Here is a 15,200-nt window from a genome sequence, read left to right as displayed (position 1 = left end):
CGACCCGGGGCGTAACCAGGAGGCCCTCCCCGCAGGGGCGGACGTAGGCTGAGACACATGTCCGATCACGCCTTCGCCACCCGAGCCATCCACGCAGGACAAGCGCCCGACCCCGTCACGGGAGCGATCATCCCGCCGATCTACCAGTCCTCGACGCATGTGCAGGACAGCGTCGGCGGCCTGCGTGCGGGCTACGAGTACAACCGTGCGGGCAACCCCACGCGCTCCTCGCTCGAGACCCAGCTCGCGGCCCTCGAAGGGGGCGCGAGCGCGCTCTCGTTCGCGTCGGGACTCGCCGCGGAGGATGCGCTGCTGCGTGGCATCCTCAAGCCCGGCGACCACATCCTGCTCGGCAACGACGTGTACGGCGGCACCTACCGGCTGCTCACCCGGGTCCTCGCACCGTGGGGGATCGAGACCACGACGGTCGAGCTCTCCGACGTGGATGCGCTCCGCGCGGCGATCCGTCCCGAGACGAAGATCGTGTGGCTGGAGACGCCCAGCAATCCGCTCCTGAAGATCGTCGACATCGCTCTGATCGCCGAGATCGCGCACGCGGCCGGCCTGATCGTGGTCGTGGACAACACCTTCGCCTCGCCGGCGCTGCAGCAGCCGCTCGCGCTCGGCGCCGACCTGGTGGTCCACTCCACGACCAAGTACCTGGGCGGGCACTCGGATGTGCTCGGCGGCGCGGTCGTGTTCGGCGATGATCGGTTCTTCGATCAGGTCAAGTTCCAGCAGTTCGCGGTCGGAGCGGTCTCCGCCCCGCTGGACGCCTGGCTGACGACCCGCGGCATCAAGACCCTGGCGCTGCGGATGCGGCAGCACTCCGAGAACGCGCAGGCCATCGCCGAGTGGGCGCAGGATCGGCCGGAGTTCGCGCAGGTCTACTTCCCGGGACTGGCCTCGCATCCCGGCCACGAGATCGCCGCGAAGCAGATGAGCGGTTTCGGCGGGATGCTGTCGCTCGGTCTCGCCGCCGGCGCCGACGCGGCACGGGCCTTCGTCGAGAGCACCTCGGTGTTCCAGCTCGCCGAGTCGCTCGGTGGCGTCGAGTCGCTCATCGGATACCCGCCGGACATGACGCACGCCTCCGTGCGCGGCACCGAGCTCGCGGTCCCGGAGAACATCGTGCGCCTCTCCGTCGGGATCGAAGACGCGGGCGACCTGATCGCCGACCTCGAGCAGGGACTCGACCTCATCTCGCGCTGACGTCGCACCGGGCCGTGAGAGACGCACCTTCGCATCCGCGGGGGTGCATCTCTGCTCTGCGCGTGGGCGGGCGGACGAGGCCGTGGCGGCGGTAACATGGGGGCTTCCCCGGTCGAATCGATTCGACCCTTGCACCCCCTGAACTCTGGAAGGACGTCGTGTCCGACGCTCCCCGCACTGATTCCCTCCCCGTCGTGAAGGCGGGGGATTCCGCCGCCGACGAATCGCGGATCCCGCAGCCCGAGCGCACCGCGACGGGGAGCATCCGCATCCCCACCGCGACCGGCGCGATTCGCACCCTCGGCGCGAACCCCGCCACCGCGCCGATCATGCTGCACCCGGGCGATGCCATCTCCCTGGGCCGCCGCACGCTGTACATCATCCTGCTCGGCGCGCTCACCGCCCTCGGCCCCTTCACGATCGACCTCTACCTTCCGGCGTTCCCGGTGCTGGAGCAGGACTTCCAGACCACGGCCGCCGCGATCCAGCTGACCCTGACCGGAACCATGATCGGGTTCGCGCTCGGCCAGCTCGTGGTCGGACCGCTCAGCGACAAGGTCGGTCGTCGCGTGCCGCTGATCGCCGTCACCGCGCTGCACGTGCTCGCGAGCGTCGGGGCGGCCTTCGCACCGGACCTCGGGCTGCTCAGCGTCGCCCGCGTGCTGATGGGAGTGGGTGCCGCGGCCGGCGGCGTGGTGGCCATGGCGATCGTGCGCGACCTGTTCGGCGGGCGTCGACTGGTCGTCATGCTCTCCCGCCTCGCTCTGGTCTCGGGCGTGGCACCGGTCATCGCGCCCCTTATCGGCTCGTGGCTGCTCACGCTCATGCCGTGGCGCGGGATCTTCGGCGTGCTCGCGGCCTACGGCGTGGTCATGCTGCTGTCGACGATCCTGTTCATCCCGGAGACGCTGCCCGTCGCCCGGCGCCAGGGTCACGGTGGCGCCACCATGCTGCAGCGATATCGCTCCGTGCTCTCGGACCGGGTGTTCCTCGGCGTGCTCGTCATCGGCGGGATGACCTTCTCCGGTCTGTTCTCGTACCTGTCGGCATCGCCGTTCCTGTTCCAGGTGACCCACGGGCTCGATGCACAGCAGTACGGTCTGCTCTTCGCCGTGAACTCGCTCGGCGTGGTCGTCGGCGTGCAGACCGCCTCCCGCTTGGCCGCACGCTTCGGACCGCAGTGGGTCATGGCCTACTCGACCGCAGTGTTGCTGCTCGCCGGCGTCGCGATCATCGTCACCGACCAGCTCGGCCTCGGCCTGTGGGGCACGGTGATCCCGCTGTTCGTCTTCATGACTGCTTGTGGCTTCACATTCCCGAACGTGCAGGTGCTGGCGCTCGACCGCCACGGGAAGGCCGCGGGAACCGCGGCATCCATCATCGGCGCGACGAACTTCGGCGTCGCCGGGCTCATCTCGCCCGTCGTCGGCTGGCTCTCGCACGACGCCGGGATCACCGCGACCACCATGGCGTCCGTCATGGTCGGCTGTGCCGCGATCGGCATCCTGTCGCTGTGGTTCGTCGTGCGCCCGCGCACCGTCGGGATGCTCGCTCCCTGAGTCTTCAGGTGTCGTCCGACAGAATAGGACGATGAACAGGCGCATGCTGCTGTGGTGGGGAGTGGGCCTCCTCGCGCTCGCAACGGTCCTGGGCGCCGTGGTCGTGTTCGCCTACCCGCAGACTCCGGGCTTCGACCACTGGTGGAACGAGACGATCGCCGGGGTCCGCGCGGACTGGATGGTCGACTTCGCCCTCGTTCTGAACTGGATCGGCGGCGGCTGGGTCGCGATCCTCGGGGTGCCGCTGCTGGCGATCCTGGCGCTCGTGCTCGCACGGCGCTGGCGTGGCGCGCTGTTCGCGGCACTCTGCTTCGCCGCCAGTGCCGCCGGCGTGCAACTGCTCAAGCAGCTCTTCGGGCGGGCGCGGCCCGACGACATGCTCGTGGTGAGCGACTACGGCTCGTTCCCCTCCGGGCACACGGCGAACGCCGCGACGATCGCCCTCGTGCTCTGGGTGCTGTTCCCGCGCGTCTGGGTCGCGATCGTGGGTGCGGCGTGGGTGCTCGCGATGGCGCTCTCGCGCACCTTCCTCTCGGTGCACTGGGCCAGCGACACCCTCGGCGGCGCCCTGGTCGGCGCCGGCGTGGTGCTGGTGCTCGCCGCCTGGTTGCTCCCGTGGGTGCAGCAGAAGAAGTCGGCGGTCGAGGCGCCGATAGGCTGAGAAGACCCGTCCCCAGAGGAGTCGTCGTGTCTCGCATCCGTCCGTACCGCCCCACCGATCGTGCCGCACTGTATGAGATCTGCGTGAAGACGGCCGACGCCGGGGCAGATGCGACCGGCGTCCTCTCCGACGACTCGCTGTGGGGCGACCTCTTCGCCGTCCCCTATGCCGAGCGTCATCCCGACCTCGCCTGGGTGGTCGAGAGCGATGACGAGCGCACGATCGGCTACATCGTCGCGACCGACGACACCGATGCCTTCTACACCTGGTTCCGCGAGGAGTGGTGGCCGACGCTCGAGGGTCGCCACCCCCGGCCGGCGGAGGTGGTCACGCGGGAGGATCGGATGATCGACTACGGCTACAGCCGCGCCGCCGGCATCGAGCCGAACGTCGCGGATCACCCGGCCCATCTGCACATCGACCTGCTTCCCGAGACCCAGGGTCAGGGGCTCGGTCGCCAGCTCATCGAAACGCTGTTCGCCGAGCTGACCCGACGCGGAGTGCGCGGGCTGCACCTGGGCATCGATCCGAACAACACCGGAGCCGCCGCCTTCTACGAACGGCTCGGGATGACGCGTCTCCCGGCCGAGCCCGGCGGACAGATCTACGGCGTGCGCTTCGACGACTGAACGCCGAACGATCGCGTGGGCGAAGCGAAAGAGCCCCCGCTGATGCGGAGGCTCTTTCACTTTTGGCGGTGACGGCGGGACTCCGGTGCTCGCTGCGCTCGCTCCTCCCCGAATCCCCGGTGCTCGATAAAAGCGAAAGAGCCCCCGCTGATGCGGAGGCTCTCTCACTTTTGGCGGTGACGGCGGGATTCGAACCCGCGGTTGCTTGCACAACACACGCTTTCCAAGCGTGCTCCTTCGGCCGCTCGGACACGTCACCAGGGAACAACCTGTCCATCCTATCCGATGCGAGGGCGACGACGTGACAGGCCTCTGGGGTCCGCGACCTGAACGTCCACCGATGTGAAATATTGCACGTCACACGTCACCTGTATAGCCTCATGTGAGGACGGACGCATTCGCTGGGGGTGCGGTGTCCAGAGGGGGAGCATGGACGCGAGCTCGATCACGACGGCGCGAGACCGCCACCGCACCACGACGGCCTTCGAACAGTGCGTCAGCGGAAGACGGAACCTCGTCACGGGCGCCGTGTTCTTCGTCGAGGCGGGTGACCACGTCGGTGCGGTGCTGAGCCAGACCCGCCTCGACGACATCGTGTTCGCTCCCGCGGGCAGTGTCGTCATGAGCAGCGACTCACGGGTGATCCCCTACGACGGTGCTCTGCGCGAGCCCGGCGATCGGATCATGTTCGACGGCGGGCAGACGTTCGAACTCCGGGAGTACGTGGCGGCTCCCTTCCTTCCGATCGTCGGGCCCACTCTCTTCCGGCAGTGCAACGCCGCGGGCGTGGCCGCGTTCCTGAGCGATGCCGATACGGCGAAGGACTCCGGGATCTTCATCGATCCGCTGCTCAGCAGCACGGTTCTGCTCGACTCCCTGCCGTCATTCCTCGGCTCCGGCCGCGAGGGAGAGGCCCTGCCCCGCGTGCACGTCACCGCGGAAGGCGAGTACAGGGACGGGCCCGACGGGCTCCTGCTCGGCGAGGTGGGCGACGGGCGGGCAGACATCGAGGCCCGCGCAGGAGAAGGCGCCGGCCGAGGGCGGGCGTTCGCGCGCGTCGTCGACCGCGGGATGCTGGAGGCCGATCTCGACGACCGGCCGTGGTTCGCACGGTACATCGGCGCGATCGACCTGCTGCGTCGATGGGAGGGAGTTCCGAATCGCCCCGCCATCTCCGGCTTCGGCGGACACCTCGTGCGGGCTCTCGACGAACTCGCCGCGCTTCCGGGAGTCGTCTCACCACGCGTCCCGTACCTGCTGACGGGCGACGGCGAGGAGTGGATGCTGATCGATCCCGTGAGCCGGCGCGGGATCCGGCTCGGCATCGACAGCGCACGCGCGGCGGAATGCCTGATCGCGACGGCGGACGAGTCCGCGGCGGTCGGATTGCTGGCGGCCGAGCTCGGCAGGGGGACGAGCAGCGTCGCCTCCCTGGTGCAGGAGGTCCGATGCCGATTGGCGGTGGTCGGCCTCGATCCCGCCGCGGGCGGGCAGGCGGGACTGTGATGCACGACGGTGAGCGGGTGGAAACAGGGGAAGTCAGCGGAGCGCGGGCACTCCGCGCATGGATCACCGGGCAGGGGGAGGGGCACTCGCGAGTGTTCCTCCTCGAGAGCGGGGCTCCGGCAGCCGATGTCGCGAAGGTGGCGCGCGGCGACGACGTGGTCCTCCTGCCGGTGGAGAGTGGGATGTACGACGGTCTCGGCAGCGTGGTGCGCTACCGAGGCGCACTGCGAGAAGCGGGTGACGAGCTGTTCCTCGGCGAACACGGCGTCGAACTCCAGGACTATGTCGCTGCTGCGTTCGTCCAGATCGTCGGTCCCACCGTGGTGCGCTTCTTCGACGCATCCAGCGGGCAGGCCTTCCTCGAGGATGCCGAGCTCGCTCGCCGAACCGGGGTCTTTCCCTCGGCGTTGATCGACCCACGGGTGCTGCTCGCGGACCGCGACGCCCTGGACTGCCCGAGGGAGAGGAAGACTCCGAAGGCGCTGCGGGTGGGTGCGGACGGCAGCGTCGGCATCGGCGTGCAGGGGCGGATCATCGGCACCGTCGACGACCTGCCGTCCGTTCTCGCCATCCCGCTGCCCCGGGCCGCGGCACTGGGAGAGGTCGCGGCGGGCGATGGGTTCGCGGCCGACCTCGCGAGCCGGGAGTGGATCGGACGCTACCTCAAGGCGACGGACCTCATGAAGATGCTCCGCGCAGAGAACGGCGCCGCCCGGGTCACGGGATTCGGCTGGTTCCCGATCGACGACGGCCTCTCGGATGCCGAACCGTTGACTGCGGATCCGTTTCTGCTCGAGACCGCCGCCGGTTTCCTGCTCGCAGACACCGGGACCCTGCGCCGCCAGCTGCTCACGCCATCGACGGCCCGGGTCATCGCGGTGATACAGACGTCGAGCACGATCGAGATCGCCACCGAGCGCGTGGCTCGGCTGCGGGGCACATCGTCACCGGACGCGCGTGACCTGTGCCTGCAAGCCCGCACCGCTCTCAACGTCCACACGGGCCGGCGTACCGGATCCGCTGACGGGACGAACGGGGCCGAAGGATGACATCGCCGCACGCGCTGTGGACCTCGATGCTCCCCGCGGACTCGACCTTCGCACCGGAGCGCGTCGCCGTCGGCGCTGCCGGGAACCTGATCGAGTTCGCTGACGGATCCACACGTCTCTGCGCGACGAGCGGTCTCTGGAACGTCCCTCTCGGGTTCGGCAACCCGACGGTCGTCGAGGCCGTCAACAGGGCGAATCACGATGCCTCCTATCTCTCGCTGTTCCGCGCGCCCCATGAGTACGCGCAGCGCGCGGCCGAAGCGCTGATCGAGCTCGCGGACCCCGTCCGCTACCGCCGCGTCATCTTCTCGACCTCGGGAGGGGCGGCGAACGACGCGGCGATGAAGCTGGGCAGGCAGTACTGGGCGCAGAAGGGGCTCGCGTCCCGCTCGTTGATCGTGGGCCTGAAAGGCAGCTATCACGGCACGGCATACGGCAGTCACGCCCTGAGTGGGGACGACCTCCTCCAATCCGTCTACGCCGTCGACCGCCGGTCGGTGCGGCATGTATCCCACCGCGACGACGGCGAGGAGCTCGAACGGCTGCTGCAGCGGGAGGGGGCGCGCGTGGCATCGGTCGTCGTCGAACCCGTGCTGGGCAGCGGTGCCTACGCGCTGTCTGAGGCGTTCGTCCAGCGTCTGCTCGCACTGCGCGAGGAGTACGGCTTCCTGATCGTCGCCGATGAGGTCGCGACGGGCTTCGGCCGCACCGGGACGATGTTCGCCACCGACAGGTGGGCTGCGGCACCGGACATCCTCATCCTCTCGAAGGCGCTGACCAACGGGGCGATGGGTGCGGCGGCGCTCCTGGTGGGGGAACGGGTCGCCTCGGAGTTCGTGCGGGGCGGGTGGACGTTCGTGCATGGCGAGACCCAGGCGGGGACGCCGGCTTGTGCGGCGGCGATCCTCGCCGTGATCGAGGAACTGCGCCGCATCGATGTGGAGTCGACCGCTCAGGCACTGGGCATCGACCTGCTTCGCCTCGCGGCCGAGTGGGAGGCGGACGGTGTGGTCGCGGAGATCACCGGACGCGGGTGCTTCATGGGACTCGGGCTCCGCCACGCGGACGAGAGCCCGCTCTCTGGGCCCGACATCCTTCGCGTCGTCTCCGCGATCGCGGACAACGGCGTCCTGGTGCAACCGGGCCCCAGCTCCATCGAGTTGATCCCGGCCTACGGATTCACTGCGGAGGAGCTTCTCGCCGTGGACGTGGCCGTACGCGCAGGCCTGGCCCGGGGAGTGCAGGGATGACCGCGGAGTTCGGTCGACTTCCCACCCTGTGGCAGGGGGAAGGGGCCACCGGCCGGTTGACGAAGCACCTCACGGCCGACCGAGAGAGCCTCATGATCGTGGATTCGGCGGTACCGGTTGCCCTCCCGTCCGGGCGCCGGACCACGACGATCCAGATCGATGCGTCGTCGGTCGACGTCGCTGCAGTCGTCGAACTGGCCCGACAGATCGTGCGTCGATCGCCGAGCGTCATCGTCGCGGTCGGCGGCGGAACCGTTCTCGACGCCAGCAAGATCGCCGCGCTCGCTCTCGCTCGGGGGCGGGTGTTCGACTTCGCCATCGGGCATGCGTCGAGGTCGGCGTTGACTCTCCTTCCCCACGCATTGCCACCCGTCGACATCATCGCCGTGCCGACGACGCTCGGCACCTCGTCGGAGACCAACAGCGTCGGAGTGCTCAAGAACGACAGCGGATACCGGCTCATCGTCGGTCTTGCCCTGAGGCCTCGCCACGCGATCATCGATCCGGGCAATCTGGCTTCGCTGACGCACGCCGCCGTCCGGGAGGGAGCACTGGAAGCGTTCCTCCGGGTAGCGGGCGCCTCGACGAGCTCGCGGAGGAACGCGCGGCAGAACGGAGACGCCGTCGCGCTCGGGAGAGCCGTCCTCGATTCCGCCAGCCGTGACCCGGACTCGCGCGGGGGAAGGATGCGTCTCGCTCGACTCAGCGCGGCGACCCAGCGCAGCGCGGCGCTGCGGGGGCCGGACCCCTACAGCGCGCGCCACTGGTATGCGGCGAACGAGATCGCCTTCGTGCTGGGGGTCCGCAAGATCATCGCCACGGCGGCGGTCATCGGCGCGGTCTGGCGGCGGATCTGCGCAGGAGACGTGCGCTGGGGAGACCGGCAGAGTCTCCAGGACTTCTGGGTGAACGTCGTGGGCGGGATGGCATTGCCGCTGGACCCGCCGACGGGCATCGAGGCCCTGATCGAACGGTGGGGAATCGAGCGCGCTCCGACACCGAGCCCCGATGACATCGACCGCATCTCCGTCGCCACAGAGAGGGCGTGGGGAAGACGCCACCCGATGCTGCCGGGCCTCCTCGCAGACGACTTCCGTGTCGTGCTCCACGATTCCCGGTGGAGTTCTGAGCTGGTCGGCCCTGATCGCCGACCTCCGATGTCTGTTGCGAAGGAGGTGAATTAGATGGGCGAGAAAGTCGAGAGCAGTATCCGGTTCCAGGAGCTGGAAACGATGGAGGCCCCCAGTTGGGAGAGCTTCTATCAGGGCGCGATAGGGGCGTTGGTCCTAATCGGGATCGGCGCAGCCGCGGCGACCTGATCCCTGGCACGCGCAGCGACACGGAAGGGAGGTGAAGATGCACACCGCAACGCCGACGCTCGAGTTCACGGAACTCGAGGCCATGGAAGCCCTGAACGACACCGACGACTACATCCGAGGATTCGCCGTGGGAGTCATCATCGGAATTCTCGCCCTGACATAGGGCGGCGACCGACAGCTCGAGAAGGAGGTGCAGATTGCAGATGACGTCTCTGGAGTTCACGGAACTCGAACAGATCGACGCACCGTTGGAATGGTGGGAGCACGCCAGCTACATCATTGCCATCATCGGCGGCGCGGCAGCGATCGCAACCTAATCCCCGGGGTGCGGGTGGAGCATGCCCGCCCGCACCCCATCGCTCCCGTTGAGAGGCGATGTGTGAATGTCCGGTTTGATCACCGAAGCAGTATCGGCGCGGCTCGAGACCGCGGGCGCGGTTCCCCGGGAGCTGGATCTGTACTCCGGGGAGGGCACCGACTTCTATGAGCGATTGGTCGGTACCGACCGTGCAGAGATTCGAGAGGTGCTGGCGCTCGCGAGGAAGACCGACGACCCCATCCTCGACATCGCCGCGGGCGGGGGGAGGTTGACGGTTCCGCTGGTGAGAACGGGAAGAGAGGTCACCGCGATCGATCTCTCCGACGACATGCTCTCTCACCTGCGTCGAGCGCTTCCTGCGCGATCGACGGTGGAGTGCGTCGTGGCGGACATGCGCGACTTCTCCCTGGGGCGGCGATACGGTCTCGTCATCATCGGTGCCACATCCATCACGTTGCTCGATCGTGCGGGGCGCTCGCTCCTGTACGGGAGTGTGCGTCGTCACCTCGCCGCCGGAGGCGTGTTCGCCTTCACCGTCGCGGGAGGCGCGGCGGCGCAGAGCCTGGCGGTGTCGAGAACGCAGGAGATCGGCGTCCCCGGTCCGCAGGGCGAAGAGACCTACCTCTTCGCGCAGCAGATGGAAGACGGCGGAGCGGCGCGAGTGGTCAACTGGGTGCGCGTCGCCGACATCGCGGCCGGCCTCGAAGCGACGGTGCTCACGAGCCGCCTGCAGGTGCTCGGCCATGACGTCCTCGCCGGGGAGCTCGTCGACGCGGGCTTCGCGGCACCTGCCGTGTCGCCCGTCCGCACCGACCGCGGGGTGGAGATCCTCCTGCTCACGACGTCGTGGGCGGGATCGTCGGGAACGGTCGACGACGATGCCGCCGGCTGACTCCCCGCGTCGACGCGGCTCCCGCGCGAGGGTTCGGCTCTCTGCCGATGCATGCCCGAGCCTCGCCTCCGGTGTCGCTTTCGAGGAAGGGGCCGACGACAGGGCATGGATAGCGACGATCCACGGAGTGCCGTCGTCGAGGGTGTCCCGGTCGGTCGCCGACCTGCTCTCGGCGATGAACGGCGAGACCGCGCTCCGCGACCTGCACCTGCGCTTCGCCGCATCCGAATCGCTGGAGGACTTCCTCGACCTCGCCGAGCGCTTCCGCGCCAGCGGACTCCTGAAGGGCGACGCGATCCTCCCGCCCGGGCGGCTGACCTACCGCCCGCCATTCACCCTGCAGATCGCGACGCTCCGTGCTCCCGCCCTCTTCCGGCGCGCGGATCGTGTGATCGTCCGGCTGCCGGCTCGGGTGGTCCTGGCGTCGGTGGTGGTGCTGCTCGGCGGAGGGCTCGTGGCCGCCATCGTTCAGGCGCAGGACCTGCTGAGCGTCCTGACCACGCCGATGCCTTTGACCGGCCTGCTGATCCTGATCGCGGTGCTCTCGCTCGCGACGCTGCTCCATGAGGCCGCCCACGGACTCACCCTCGCCCGCTTCGGCGGGAGCCCCCGTCGTGCCGGCTTCATGCTCTTCTACCTCACCCCCGCGTTCTTCGTGGACGTGACCGACGGCTGGCGCCTCCCGAAGAGCTCGCAACGCGTGGCGATCGCGTTGGCCGGCCCCGCAGTGCATGCGGTCATCGCCGCCGTCGCGCTCCTCGCCGCTCTCGCGCTTCCGCAGCCGGAGACCGACAGGGCGATGCTGCTGCTCGCTCTCTCCTGCATCGCCGTCGTCATCGTCAACCTGATCCCGTTCGTGCGGTTCGACGGGTACATCGCACTCATGAGCGCGCTCGACGAGCCGAACCTCCGGGGACGCGCCATCCGCGACGCCTCGAACTTCCTGACCCGATTCCTGTTCGGCGGTCGGCGGATCGGCAGAGCCCTGGACACCGCGTGGAGCGTTCCGTTCGGCCTCGCCAGTCTTGCCGCCCCGGTCGTGATGGTCGTGTTCGCCGTCGCACGCACCGCTCAAGCGCTCGCCGGAGGAGGACCGGTCCTCGGCCTGCTGGTGGTCGTGTTGGAAGCCGTCGTCGTCCTCGTCGGTGTGGCTCTGCTGGCGAAAGCCCTGCGGCGAGTCCTCCGCTCGGGTGTCTCCCGGCTCCGGTTCGTGTGCGTCGGGGCGGTGGTGGTCGCGAGCATCGTGACCGCCGGAGCCCTCATCCGCGTACCCGTCACCCACACGCTCGGCTTCTCCGTAGACGGGGGCCGGGTGATGCTCCTTCGCGCAGGAGCAGGCGCAGGCGCAGGCGCAGGCGCAGGTGCCGACACCGAGGCGGGGGTGCCGGCGGGCGCCCCGGTCGTGTTGATGAGCAGTGGCATCGTCGCGAACGTGCCGGTGGGAGAGGGCACAGCCAGGCCGCTGCCTCCGACGCCGACGACGGTGCCACTCGACGCGCTGCTTCCCGTGACCGCGGATGGGGTGGCGATACCTGCGGTGGTCGTCGCCGAGGTGCTCGTCGCCGGGAAGAGCGACGGCCTGCCCCCGACGGGGCAGGCGCGGGTCGAGCTCGGTGAGACGGACCTGTGGCAGGCGCTCTGGGCGAGAGGCGTGATGCTGCCGCTGACAGCGCTTCAGGGTGAGAGAGAAGAAGAGGAAGAGAATGAGCGACCACGCGATTGAAGTCCGAGGACTCACGAAGAGGTACGGGCGCCGAACGGCCGTCGAGGAACTGTCGTTCGACGTGCCGCGGGGGACGGTCGTCGGACTCCTCGGCCCCAACGGGGCGGGAAAGTCGACGACGCTGCGGGCCCTGGTGGGGTTGATCACTCCGACCAGTGGCGACAGCGTCATCGACGGTGCGCCGTTCTCCGCGCTCGACAACCCTGCATCGCACGTGGGCGTTCATATGGACGGGTTCGGCTTCGAGCTGGGCATCACAGCGAGAAGGCACCTGGAGATCTCCCGCCTCGCGGCCGGCGCACCCCGGGGCCGTGTCGACGAGGTGCTCCAGGAGGTGGGGCTCGCAGCGGATGCCGACCGTCGCGTGAAGACGTTCTCGACCGGGATGGCACAGAGGCTGGGGTTGGCGACCGCTCTTGTGGGTTCACCCCGGACGCTCATCCTCGACGAGCCGGCGAACGGGCTCGACCCCGACGGCATCCGGTGGCTTCGCCGGTTCCTGCGGAGCTTCGCCGAACGCGGCGGCACCGTGCTGGTCGCCAGCCATCAGCTGGCGGAACTCGAGCAATTCGTGGACGAGGTCGTCGTGATCAAGCGCCGTGCACTCTTCGCGGGGCGGTTGCACGACCTCGTCACGGACGACGGCGACTCCCTCGAGAGCAAGTACTTCGATCTCGTGGGAGAAGCGGCAGCATGAGGAACGCGATCCGCAGCGAAGCGCTGCGTGCAGTGAGCGGACTCTCCGTCCTGCCGGTCTATCTCGTGGCCCTGCTCATGCCGGTATTCGTGCTCGTCTCCGACGGTTCCCGCTTCGAGTTCGCCGGTGTCGATCCCGGCACGGCCACCGCGCGCCTGCTGGAGCCGCTCGCGTGGTCGGTCGTCTCCGCGGCGTTCGTCGGTGCGTACTCCGTCACGCGGGAGTACTACTACGGCTCGATGGACAGAACGCTCACCGGGGTCGGCTTCCGTCGCGCCTTCGGGGGAAAGCTCGTCGCGGCGGTGTTGGCCGCCGTCGCGCTGTCGGTGTGCATCTTCGTCCTCTGGACAGGGGGCGTCTCCGTGATCCTGATCCGGAACGGACTGGCGCTCGCTCTCACACCGGAGTCGTGGCAGCTGTATGCCGGCGCGCTGGCCGGCACGGTCCTCGGTGCACTGATCGGAGTGTCCGTCGGCTGGATCACCCGCAACTACTACCTGACGGCAGGTATCGTCCTCATCTTTCCGATGGTCGTGGAGCTCGCACTCGTGCGCACGGCGCCGGAGGTGGCGAAGTTCTCGCCCGGATTGGCACTCGCCGCGCTGGGTGTTCCCGGCTACCAGGGGCGACTGCTCGAGTTCGCGCCCGCACTCGGTGTCGGGCTCGTCTGGGCCGCAGCTCTCGTCGTGATCGCCTGGTTCAGGGGACGTCGGGGAGCCGCGTGATCGGCCGGGCGCTTCGCGCGCAGGCGCGCAGCTTCGCCGGTGACGTGGTCCTCCTCGGGATGGTGGCAGCGGCGCTGCTGATGTCGCTCGCCGTGGCGACGAGTATTCCGCCCGACTTCGCGGAGGCCCCGGCGGGCGTCCGATCCGCGTTCGCCGAGGCCTTCACCGTCGTGCTCGCGACGTACGGAGCGGTCCTCGCGGCGGTCTACGGCTCCTTCCGATACACGATCGACCGCCGGGACGGTGTCATCGCGCAACGTCTGATGATGCTGCCCCGGTGGACGATCTTCGTCGCCAGGATGCCGACGGCCGCTCTGGGAGGGGCGATCGTGGCGCTCACCGTCGTCGTCGTCGGGCAGATCGCGCTGAACGTGTCCCGGGGCGGTGCGACCCTCGATGGAGCGACCCTCGATGGAGCGACTGTGGCATCGACTCTCGCCCTCGGGGCGGTCGCCGGGCTCTGGGGGATGGGGCTGGGAGTCGTCGTACAGGTTCATCTCGTCGCGCTCTTCGTGGTGTCGATGTCGATGAGCGGGGCGCTGCTCCTCACGATGTTCTGGAGCTCCGGCGCCGGCTATCTCCCGCCCCTCGTGATGCTCCGAGCCCTCGGATTCGACGTGTCAGCCATGGGCATCCCGCCGAACGATCTTCTCGAGAGCTCCCTGGCGCTCTGGGCGACCGCAGGCTGGGTGCTCGCCGCGCTCCTCGCCGGGGGAGCGGCTTTCATGAAGCGTGATGTCGGCGCGGAGACGACGTAGGATCCCTAGGTGGCAACACCCAAGATCGTCCTCTTCTACGCCTTCACTCCTCTCGCCGATCCCGATGCCATCCGCGTCTGGCAGCGAGACCTCGGTGAGGCGCTCGGACTGCGCGGACGTCTGCTCATCTCGAAGGACGGCATCAACGGCACCCTCGGCGGCGACATCGGCGCGCTGAAGAAATGGCTGCGCTCGTTCCGCTCATACCGTCCGTTCGCCGACGCCGACATCAAATGGAGCGAGGGGACCGGTGTGGACGCCGAGGGACGCAGCCTCGACTTCCCCAAGCTCAGCGTCAAGGTGCGCGAGGAGATCGTGTCGTTCGGTGCGCCCGGTGAGCTCCGCGTCGACGAGAACGGCGTCGTCGGCGGCGGCACGCGTCTGACGCCCGAAGAACTGCACGGTCTGATCGACGAACGTGGCGACGATGTGGTGTTCTTCGACGGTCGGAACGCGCTCGAAGCGCAGATCGGACGCTTCCGCGGCGCGGTCGTCCCCGACACCGAGACGACCAGGGATTTCGTCGAGCTTCTCGATTCGGGCGTCTACGACGACCTCAAAGGCAAGCCCGTGGTCACGTACTGCACCGGCGGCATCCGCTGCGAGGTGCTGTCGAGTCTGATGACCGCCCGCGGGTTCGGTGAGGTCTACCAGCTCGAGGGCGGCATCGTCCGATACGGCGAGAAGTACGGCGACGACGGCCTGTGGGACGGATCGCTCTACGTCTTCGACGGCCGGGGCTCCGTGGACTTCTCCGACCATGCCGCGGTCATCGGGGAATGCGTCGGATGCGGGGCAGCGACCAAGCGCACCGCGAACTGCCCCGATCTCTCGTGCCGATCGCAGTTCGTGGTGTGCGAGGAGTGCGGCGCTGTGCCCTGCACCTCCCACGCCGCCTGAC

The 15,200-nt window shown here is 68.9% G+C and carries 17 protein-coding genes and 1 tRNA gene; 17 read left to right on the top strand and 1 reads right to left on the bottom strand.

Annotated features, from left to right (window positions below):
* Positions 1 to 57 precede the first annotated feature (57 nt).
* The 4 genes from MicroSTF_RS07510 to MicroSTF_RS07495 all read left to right on the top strand — a co-directional run bounded on the left by MicroSTF_RS07510 (position 58) and on the right by MicroSTF_RS07495 (position 4,061).
* Positions 58 to 1,212 (top strand): cystathionine gamma-synthase, encoded by a 1,155-nt coding sequence (locus MicroSTF_RS07510; protein WP_322954568.1) that lies wholly within the window; start codon positions 58 to 60, stop codon positions 1,210 to 1,212.
* 158 nt (positions 1,213 to 1,370) lie between these two features.
* The gene (locus MicroSTF_RS07505) at positions 1,371 to 2,771 is read left to right on the top strand and encodes a multidrug effflux MFS transporter (RefSeq protein ID WP_029258738.1); all 1,401 of its coding nucleotides are present in this window, start codon (positions 1,371 to 1,373) and stop codon (positions 2,769 to 2,771) included.
* Positions 2,772 to 2,802: 31 nt separating this feature from the next.
* Positions 2,803 to 3,432, top strand: coding sequence for a phosphatase PAP2 family protein (locus MicroSTF_RS07500; protein ID WP_029258737.1), 630 nt, complete (start codon positions 2,803 to 2,805; stop codon positions 3,430 to 3,432).
* 26 nt (positions 3,433 to 3,458) lie between these two features.
* Positions 3,459 to 4,061 carry a GNAT family N-acetyltransferase gene (locus MicroSTF_RS07495; protein ID WP_029258736.1) on the top strand — a complete coding sequence of 201 codons (603 nt, stop codon included), beginning with the start codon at positions 3,459 to 3,461 and terminating at the stop codon, positions 4,059 to 4,061.
* Between the two features lie 171 nt (positions 4,062 to 4,232).
* On the opposite strand, the gene MicroSTF_RS07490 is transcribed toward MicroSTF_RS07495, so the two are convergent.
* A tRNA-Ser gene (locus MicroSTF_RS07490) sits at positions 4,233 to 4,320 on the bottom strand.
* Between the two features lie 170 nt (positions 4,321 to 4,490).
* Here MicroSTF_RS07490 and mpaB (MicroSTF_RS07485) point away from each other — a divergent pair.
* The 13 genes from mpaB (MicroSTF_RS07485) to MicroSTF_RS07425 all read left to right on the top strand — a co-directional run bounded on the left by mpaB (MicroSTF_RS07485) (position 4,491) and on the right by MicroSTF_RS07425 (position 15,199).
* On the top strand, positions 4,491 to 5,567 hold the full coding sequence (mpaB, locus tag MicroSTF_RS07485; protein ID WP_322954563.1) for a daptide biosynthesis RiPP recognition protein: 1,077 nt from the start codon (positions 4,491 to 4,493) through the stop codon (positions 5,565 to 5,567).
* Entirely contained in the window at positions 5,567 to 6,616 is a 1,050-nt protein-coding gene (mpaB, locus tag MicroSTF_RS07480) for a daptide biosynthesis RiPP recognition protein (RefSeq protein WP_322954562.1), read from the top strand. Before mpaB (MicroSTF_RS07485) ends, mpaB (MicroSTF_RS07480) begins: the two co-directional genes overlap by 1 nt.
* Positions 6,613 to 7,866 carry a daptide-type RiPP biosynthesis aminotransferase gene (gene mpaD, locus MicroSTF_RS07475; protein WP_322954560.1) on the top strand — a complete coding sequence of 418 codons (1,254 nt, stop codon included), beginning with the start codon at positions 6,613 to 6,615 and terminating at the stop codon, positions 7,864 to 7,866. The genes mpaB (MicroSTF_RS07480) and mpaD overlap by 4 nt, the downstream gene beginning before the upstream one ends.
* Positions 7,863 to 9,050, top strand: a complete 1,188-nt coding sequence (gene mpaC / locus MicroSTF_RS07470) for a daptide-type RiPP biosynthesis dehydogenase (RefSeq protein ID WP_322954558.1) — start codon at positions 7,863 to 7,865, stop codon at positions 9,048 to 9,050. The genes mpaD and mpaC overlap by 4 nt, the downstream gene beginning before the upstream one ends.
* Positions 9,051 to 9,185, top strand: coding sequence for an MpaA1 family daptide-type RiPP (gene mpaA1 / locus MicroSTF_RS07465; RefSeq protein ID WP_021199159.1), 135 nt, complete (start codon positions 9,051 to 9,053; stop codon positions 9,183 to 9,185).
* A 37-nt stretch (positions 9,186 to 9,222) separates the two neighbouring features.
* Complete coding sequence (gene mpaA2, locus MicroSTF_RS07460) at positions 9,223 to 9,348, top strand: MpaA2 family daptide-type RiPP (protein WP_269320225.1); 126 nt, start codon at positions 9,223 to 9,225, stop codon at positions 9,346 to 9,348.
* A gap of 40 nt (positions 9,349 to 9,388) precedes the next feature.
* Positions 9,389 to 9,502: an MpaA3 family daptide-type RiPP gene (mpaA3, locus tag MicroSTF_RS07455; RefSeq protein ID WP_021199157.1), complete on the top strand. Its 114-nt coding sequence runs from the start codon at positions 9,389 to 9,391 to the stop codon at positions 9,500 to 9,502.
* A gap of 66 nt (positions 9,503 to 9,568) precedes the next feature.
* Complete coding sequence (gene mpaM / locus MicroSTF_RS07450; RefSeq protein ID WP_322954554.1) at positions 9,569 to 10,396, top strand: daptide-type RiPP biosynthesis methyltransferase; 828 nt, start codon at positions 9,569 to 9,571, stop codon at positions 10,394 to 10,396.
* A complete protein-coding gene (gene mpaP / locus MicroSTF_RS07445; protein WP_322954552.1) occupies positions 10,383 to 12,119 on the top strand; it encodes a daptide biosynthesis intramembrane metalloprotease in 1,737 nt (578 codons plus the stop codon). Before mpaM ends, mpaP begins: the two co-directional genes overlap by 14 nt.
* Positions 12,100 to 12,816 (top strand): ATP-binding cassette domain-containing protein, encoded by a 717-nt coding sequence (locus MicroSTF_RS07440; protein ID WP_021199154.1) that lies wholly within the window; start codon positions 12,100 to 12,102, stop codon positions 12,814 to 12,816. Before mpaP ends, MicroSTF_RS07440 begins: the two co-directional genes overlap by 20 nt.
* Positions 12,813 to 13,541: an ABC transporter permease gene (locus tag MicroSTF_RS07435; protein WP_322954549.1), complete on the top strand. Its 729-nt coding sequence runs from the start codon at positions 12,813 to 12,815 to the stop codon at positions 13,539 to 13,541. Before MicroSTF_RS07440 ends, MicroSTF_RS07435 begins: the two co-directional genes overlap by 4 nt.
* Positions 13,538 to 14,299 carry a hypothetical protein gene (locus MicroSTF_RS07430; RefSeq protein WP_322954548.1) on the top strand — a complete coding sequence of 254 codons (762 nt, stop codon included), beginning with the start codon at positions 13,538 to 13,540 and terminating at the stop codon, positions 14,297 to 14,299. Before MicroSTF_RS07435 ends, MicroSTF_RS07430 begins: the two co-directional genes overlap by 4 nt.
* Before the next feature lie 9 nt (positions 14,300 to 14,308).
* On the top strand, positions 14,309 to 15,199 hold the full coding sequence (locus MicroSTF_RS07425; RefSeq protein ID WP_029267290.1) for a rhodanese-related sulfurtransferase: 891 nt from the start codon (positions 14,309 to 14,311) through the stop codon (positions 15,197 to 15,199).
* The last annotated feature ends 1 nt before the right edge of the window (position 15,200 follow it).

The sequence above is a fragment of the Microbacterium sp. STF-2 genome, assembly GCF_034650155.1.
GTDB classification, from domain to species: Bacteria; Actinomycetota; Actinomycetes; order Actinomycetales; family Microbacteriaceae; genus Microbacterium; species Microbacterium maritypicum_A.
The sequence above is the reverse complement of the archived record's forward strand: the minus strand, read 5'-3'. Positions and strand labels throughout refer to the sequence as shown.

Bases quoted from the DNA above. Each gene is read 5' to 3' on its own strand.
- MicroSTF_RS07510 (WP_322954568.1), top strand. From the start codon at position 58: ATGTCCGATCACGCCTTCGCCACCCGAGCCATCCACGCAGGACAAGCG.
- mpaD (WP_322954560.1), top strand. From the start codon at position 6,613: ATGACATCGCCGCACGCGCTGTGGACCTCGATGCTCCCCGCGGACTCG.
- mpaA3 (WP_021199157.1), top strand. From the start codon at position 9,389: ATGACGTCTCTGGAGTTCACGGAACTCGAACAGATCGACGCACCGTTG.
- mpaM (WP_322954554.1), top strand. From the start codon at position 9,569: ATGTCCGGTTTGATCACCGAAGCAGTATCGGCGCGGCTCGAGACCGCG.
- mpaP (WP_322954552.1), top strand. From the start codon at position 10,383: ATGCCGCCGGCTGACTCCCCGCGTCGACGCGGCTCCCGCGCGAGGGTT.
- MicroSTF_RS07500 (WP_029258737.1), top strand. From the start codon at position 2,803: ATGAACAGGCGCATGCTGCTGTGGTGGGGAGTGGGCCTCCTCGCGCTC.
- MicroSTF_RS07435 (WP_322954549.1), top strand. From the start codon at position 12,813: ATGAGGAACGCGATCCGCAGCGAAGCGCTGCGTGCAGTGAGCGGACTC.
- mpaA1 (WP_021199159.1), top strand. From the start codon at position 9,051: ATGGGCGAGAAAGTCGAGAGCAGTATCCGGTTCCAGGAGCTGGAAACG.
- mpaB (WP_322954563.1), top strand. From the start codon at position 4,491: ATGGACGCGAGCTCGATCACGACGGCGCGAGACCGCCACCGCACCACG.
- mpaC (WP_322954558.1), top strand. From the start codon at position 7,863: ATGACCGCGGAGTTCGGTCGACTTCCCACCCTGTGGCAGGGGGAAGGG.
- mpaA2 (WP_269320225.1), top strand. From the start codon at position 9,223: ATGCACACCGCAACGCCGACGCTCGAGTTCACGGAACTCGAGGCCATG.
- MicroSTF_RS07440 (WP_021199154.1), top strand. From the start codon at position 12,100: ATGAGCGACCACGCGATTGAAGTCCGAGGACTCACGAAGAGGTACGGG.
- mpaB (WP_322954562.1), top strand. From the start codon at position 5,567: ATGCACGACGGTGAGCGGGTGGAAACAGGGGAAGTCAGCGGAGCGCGG.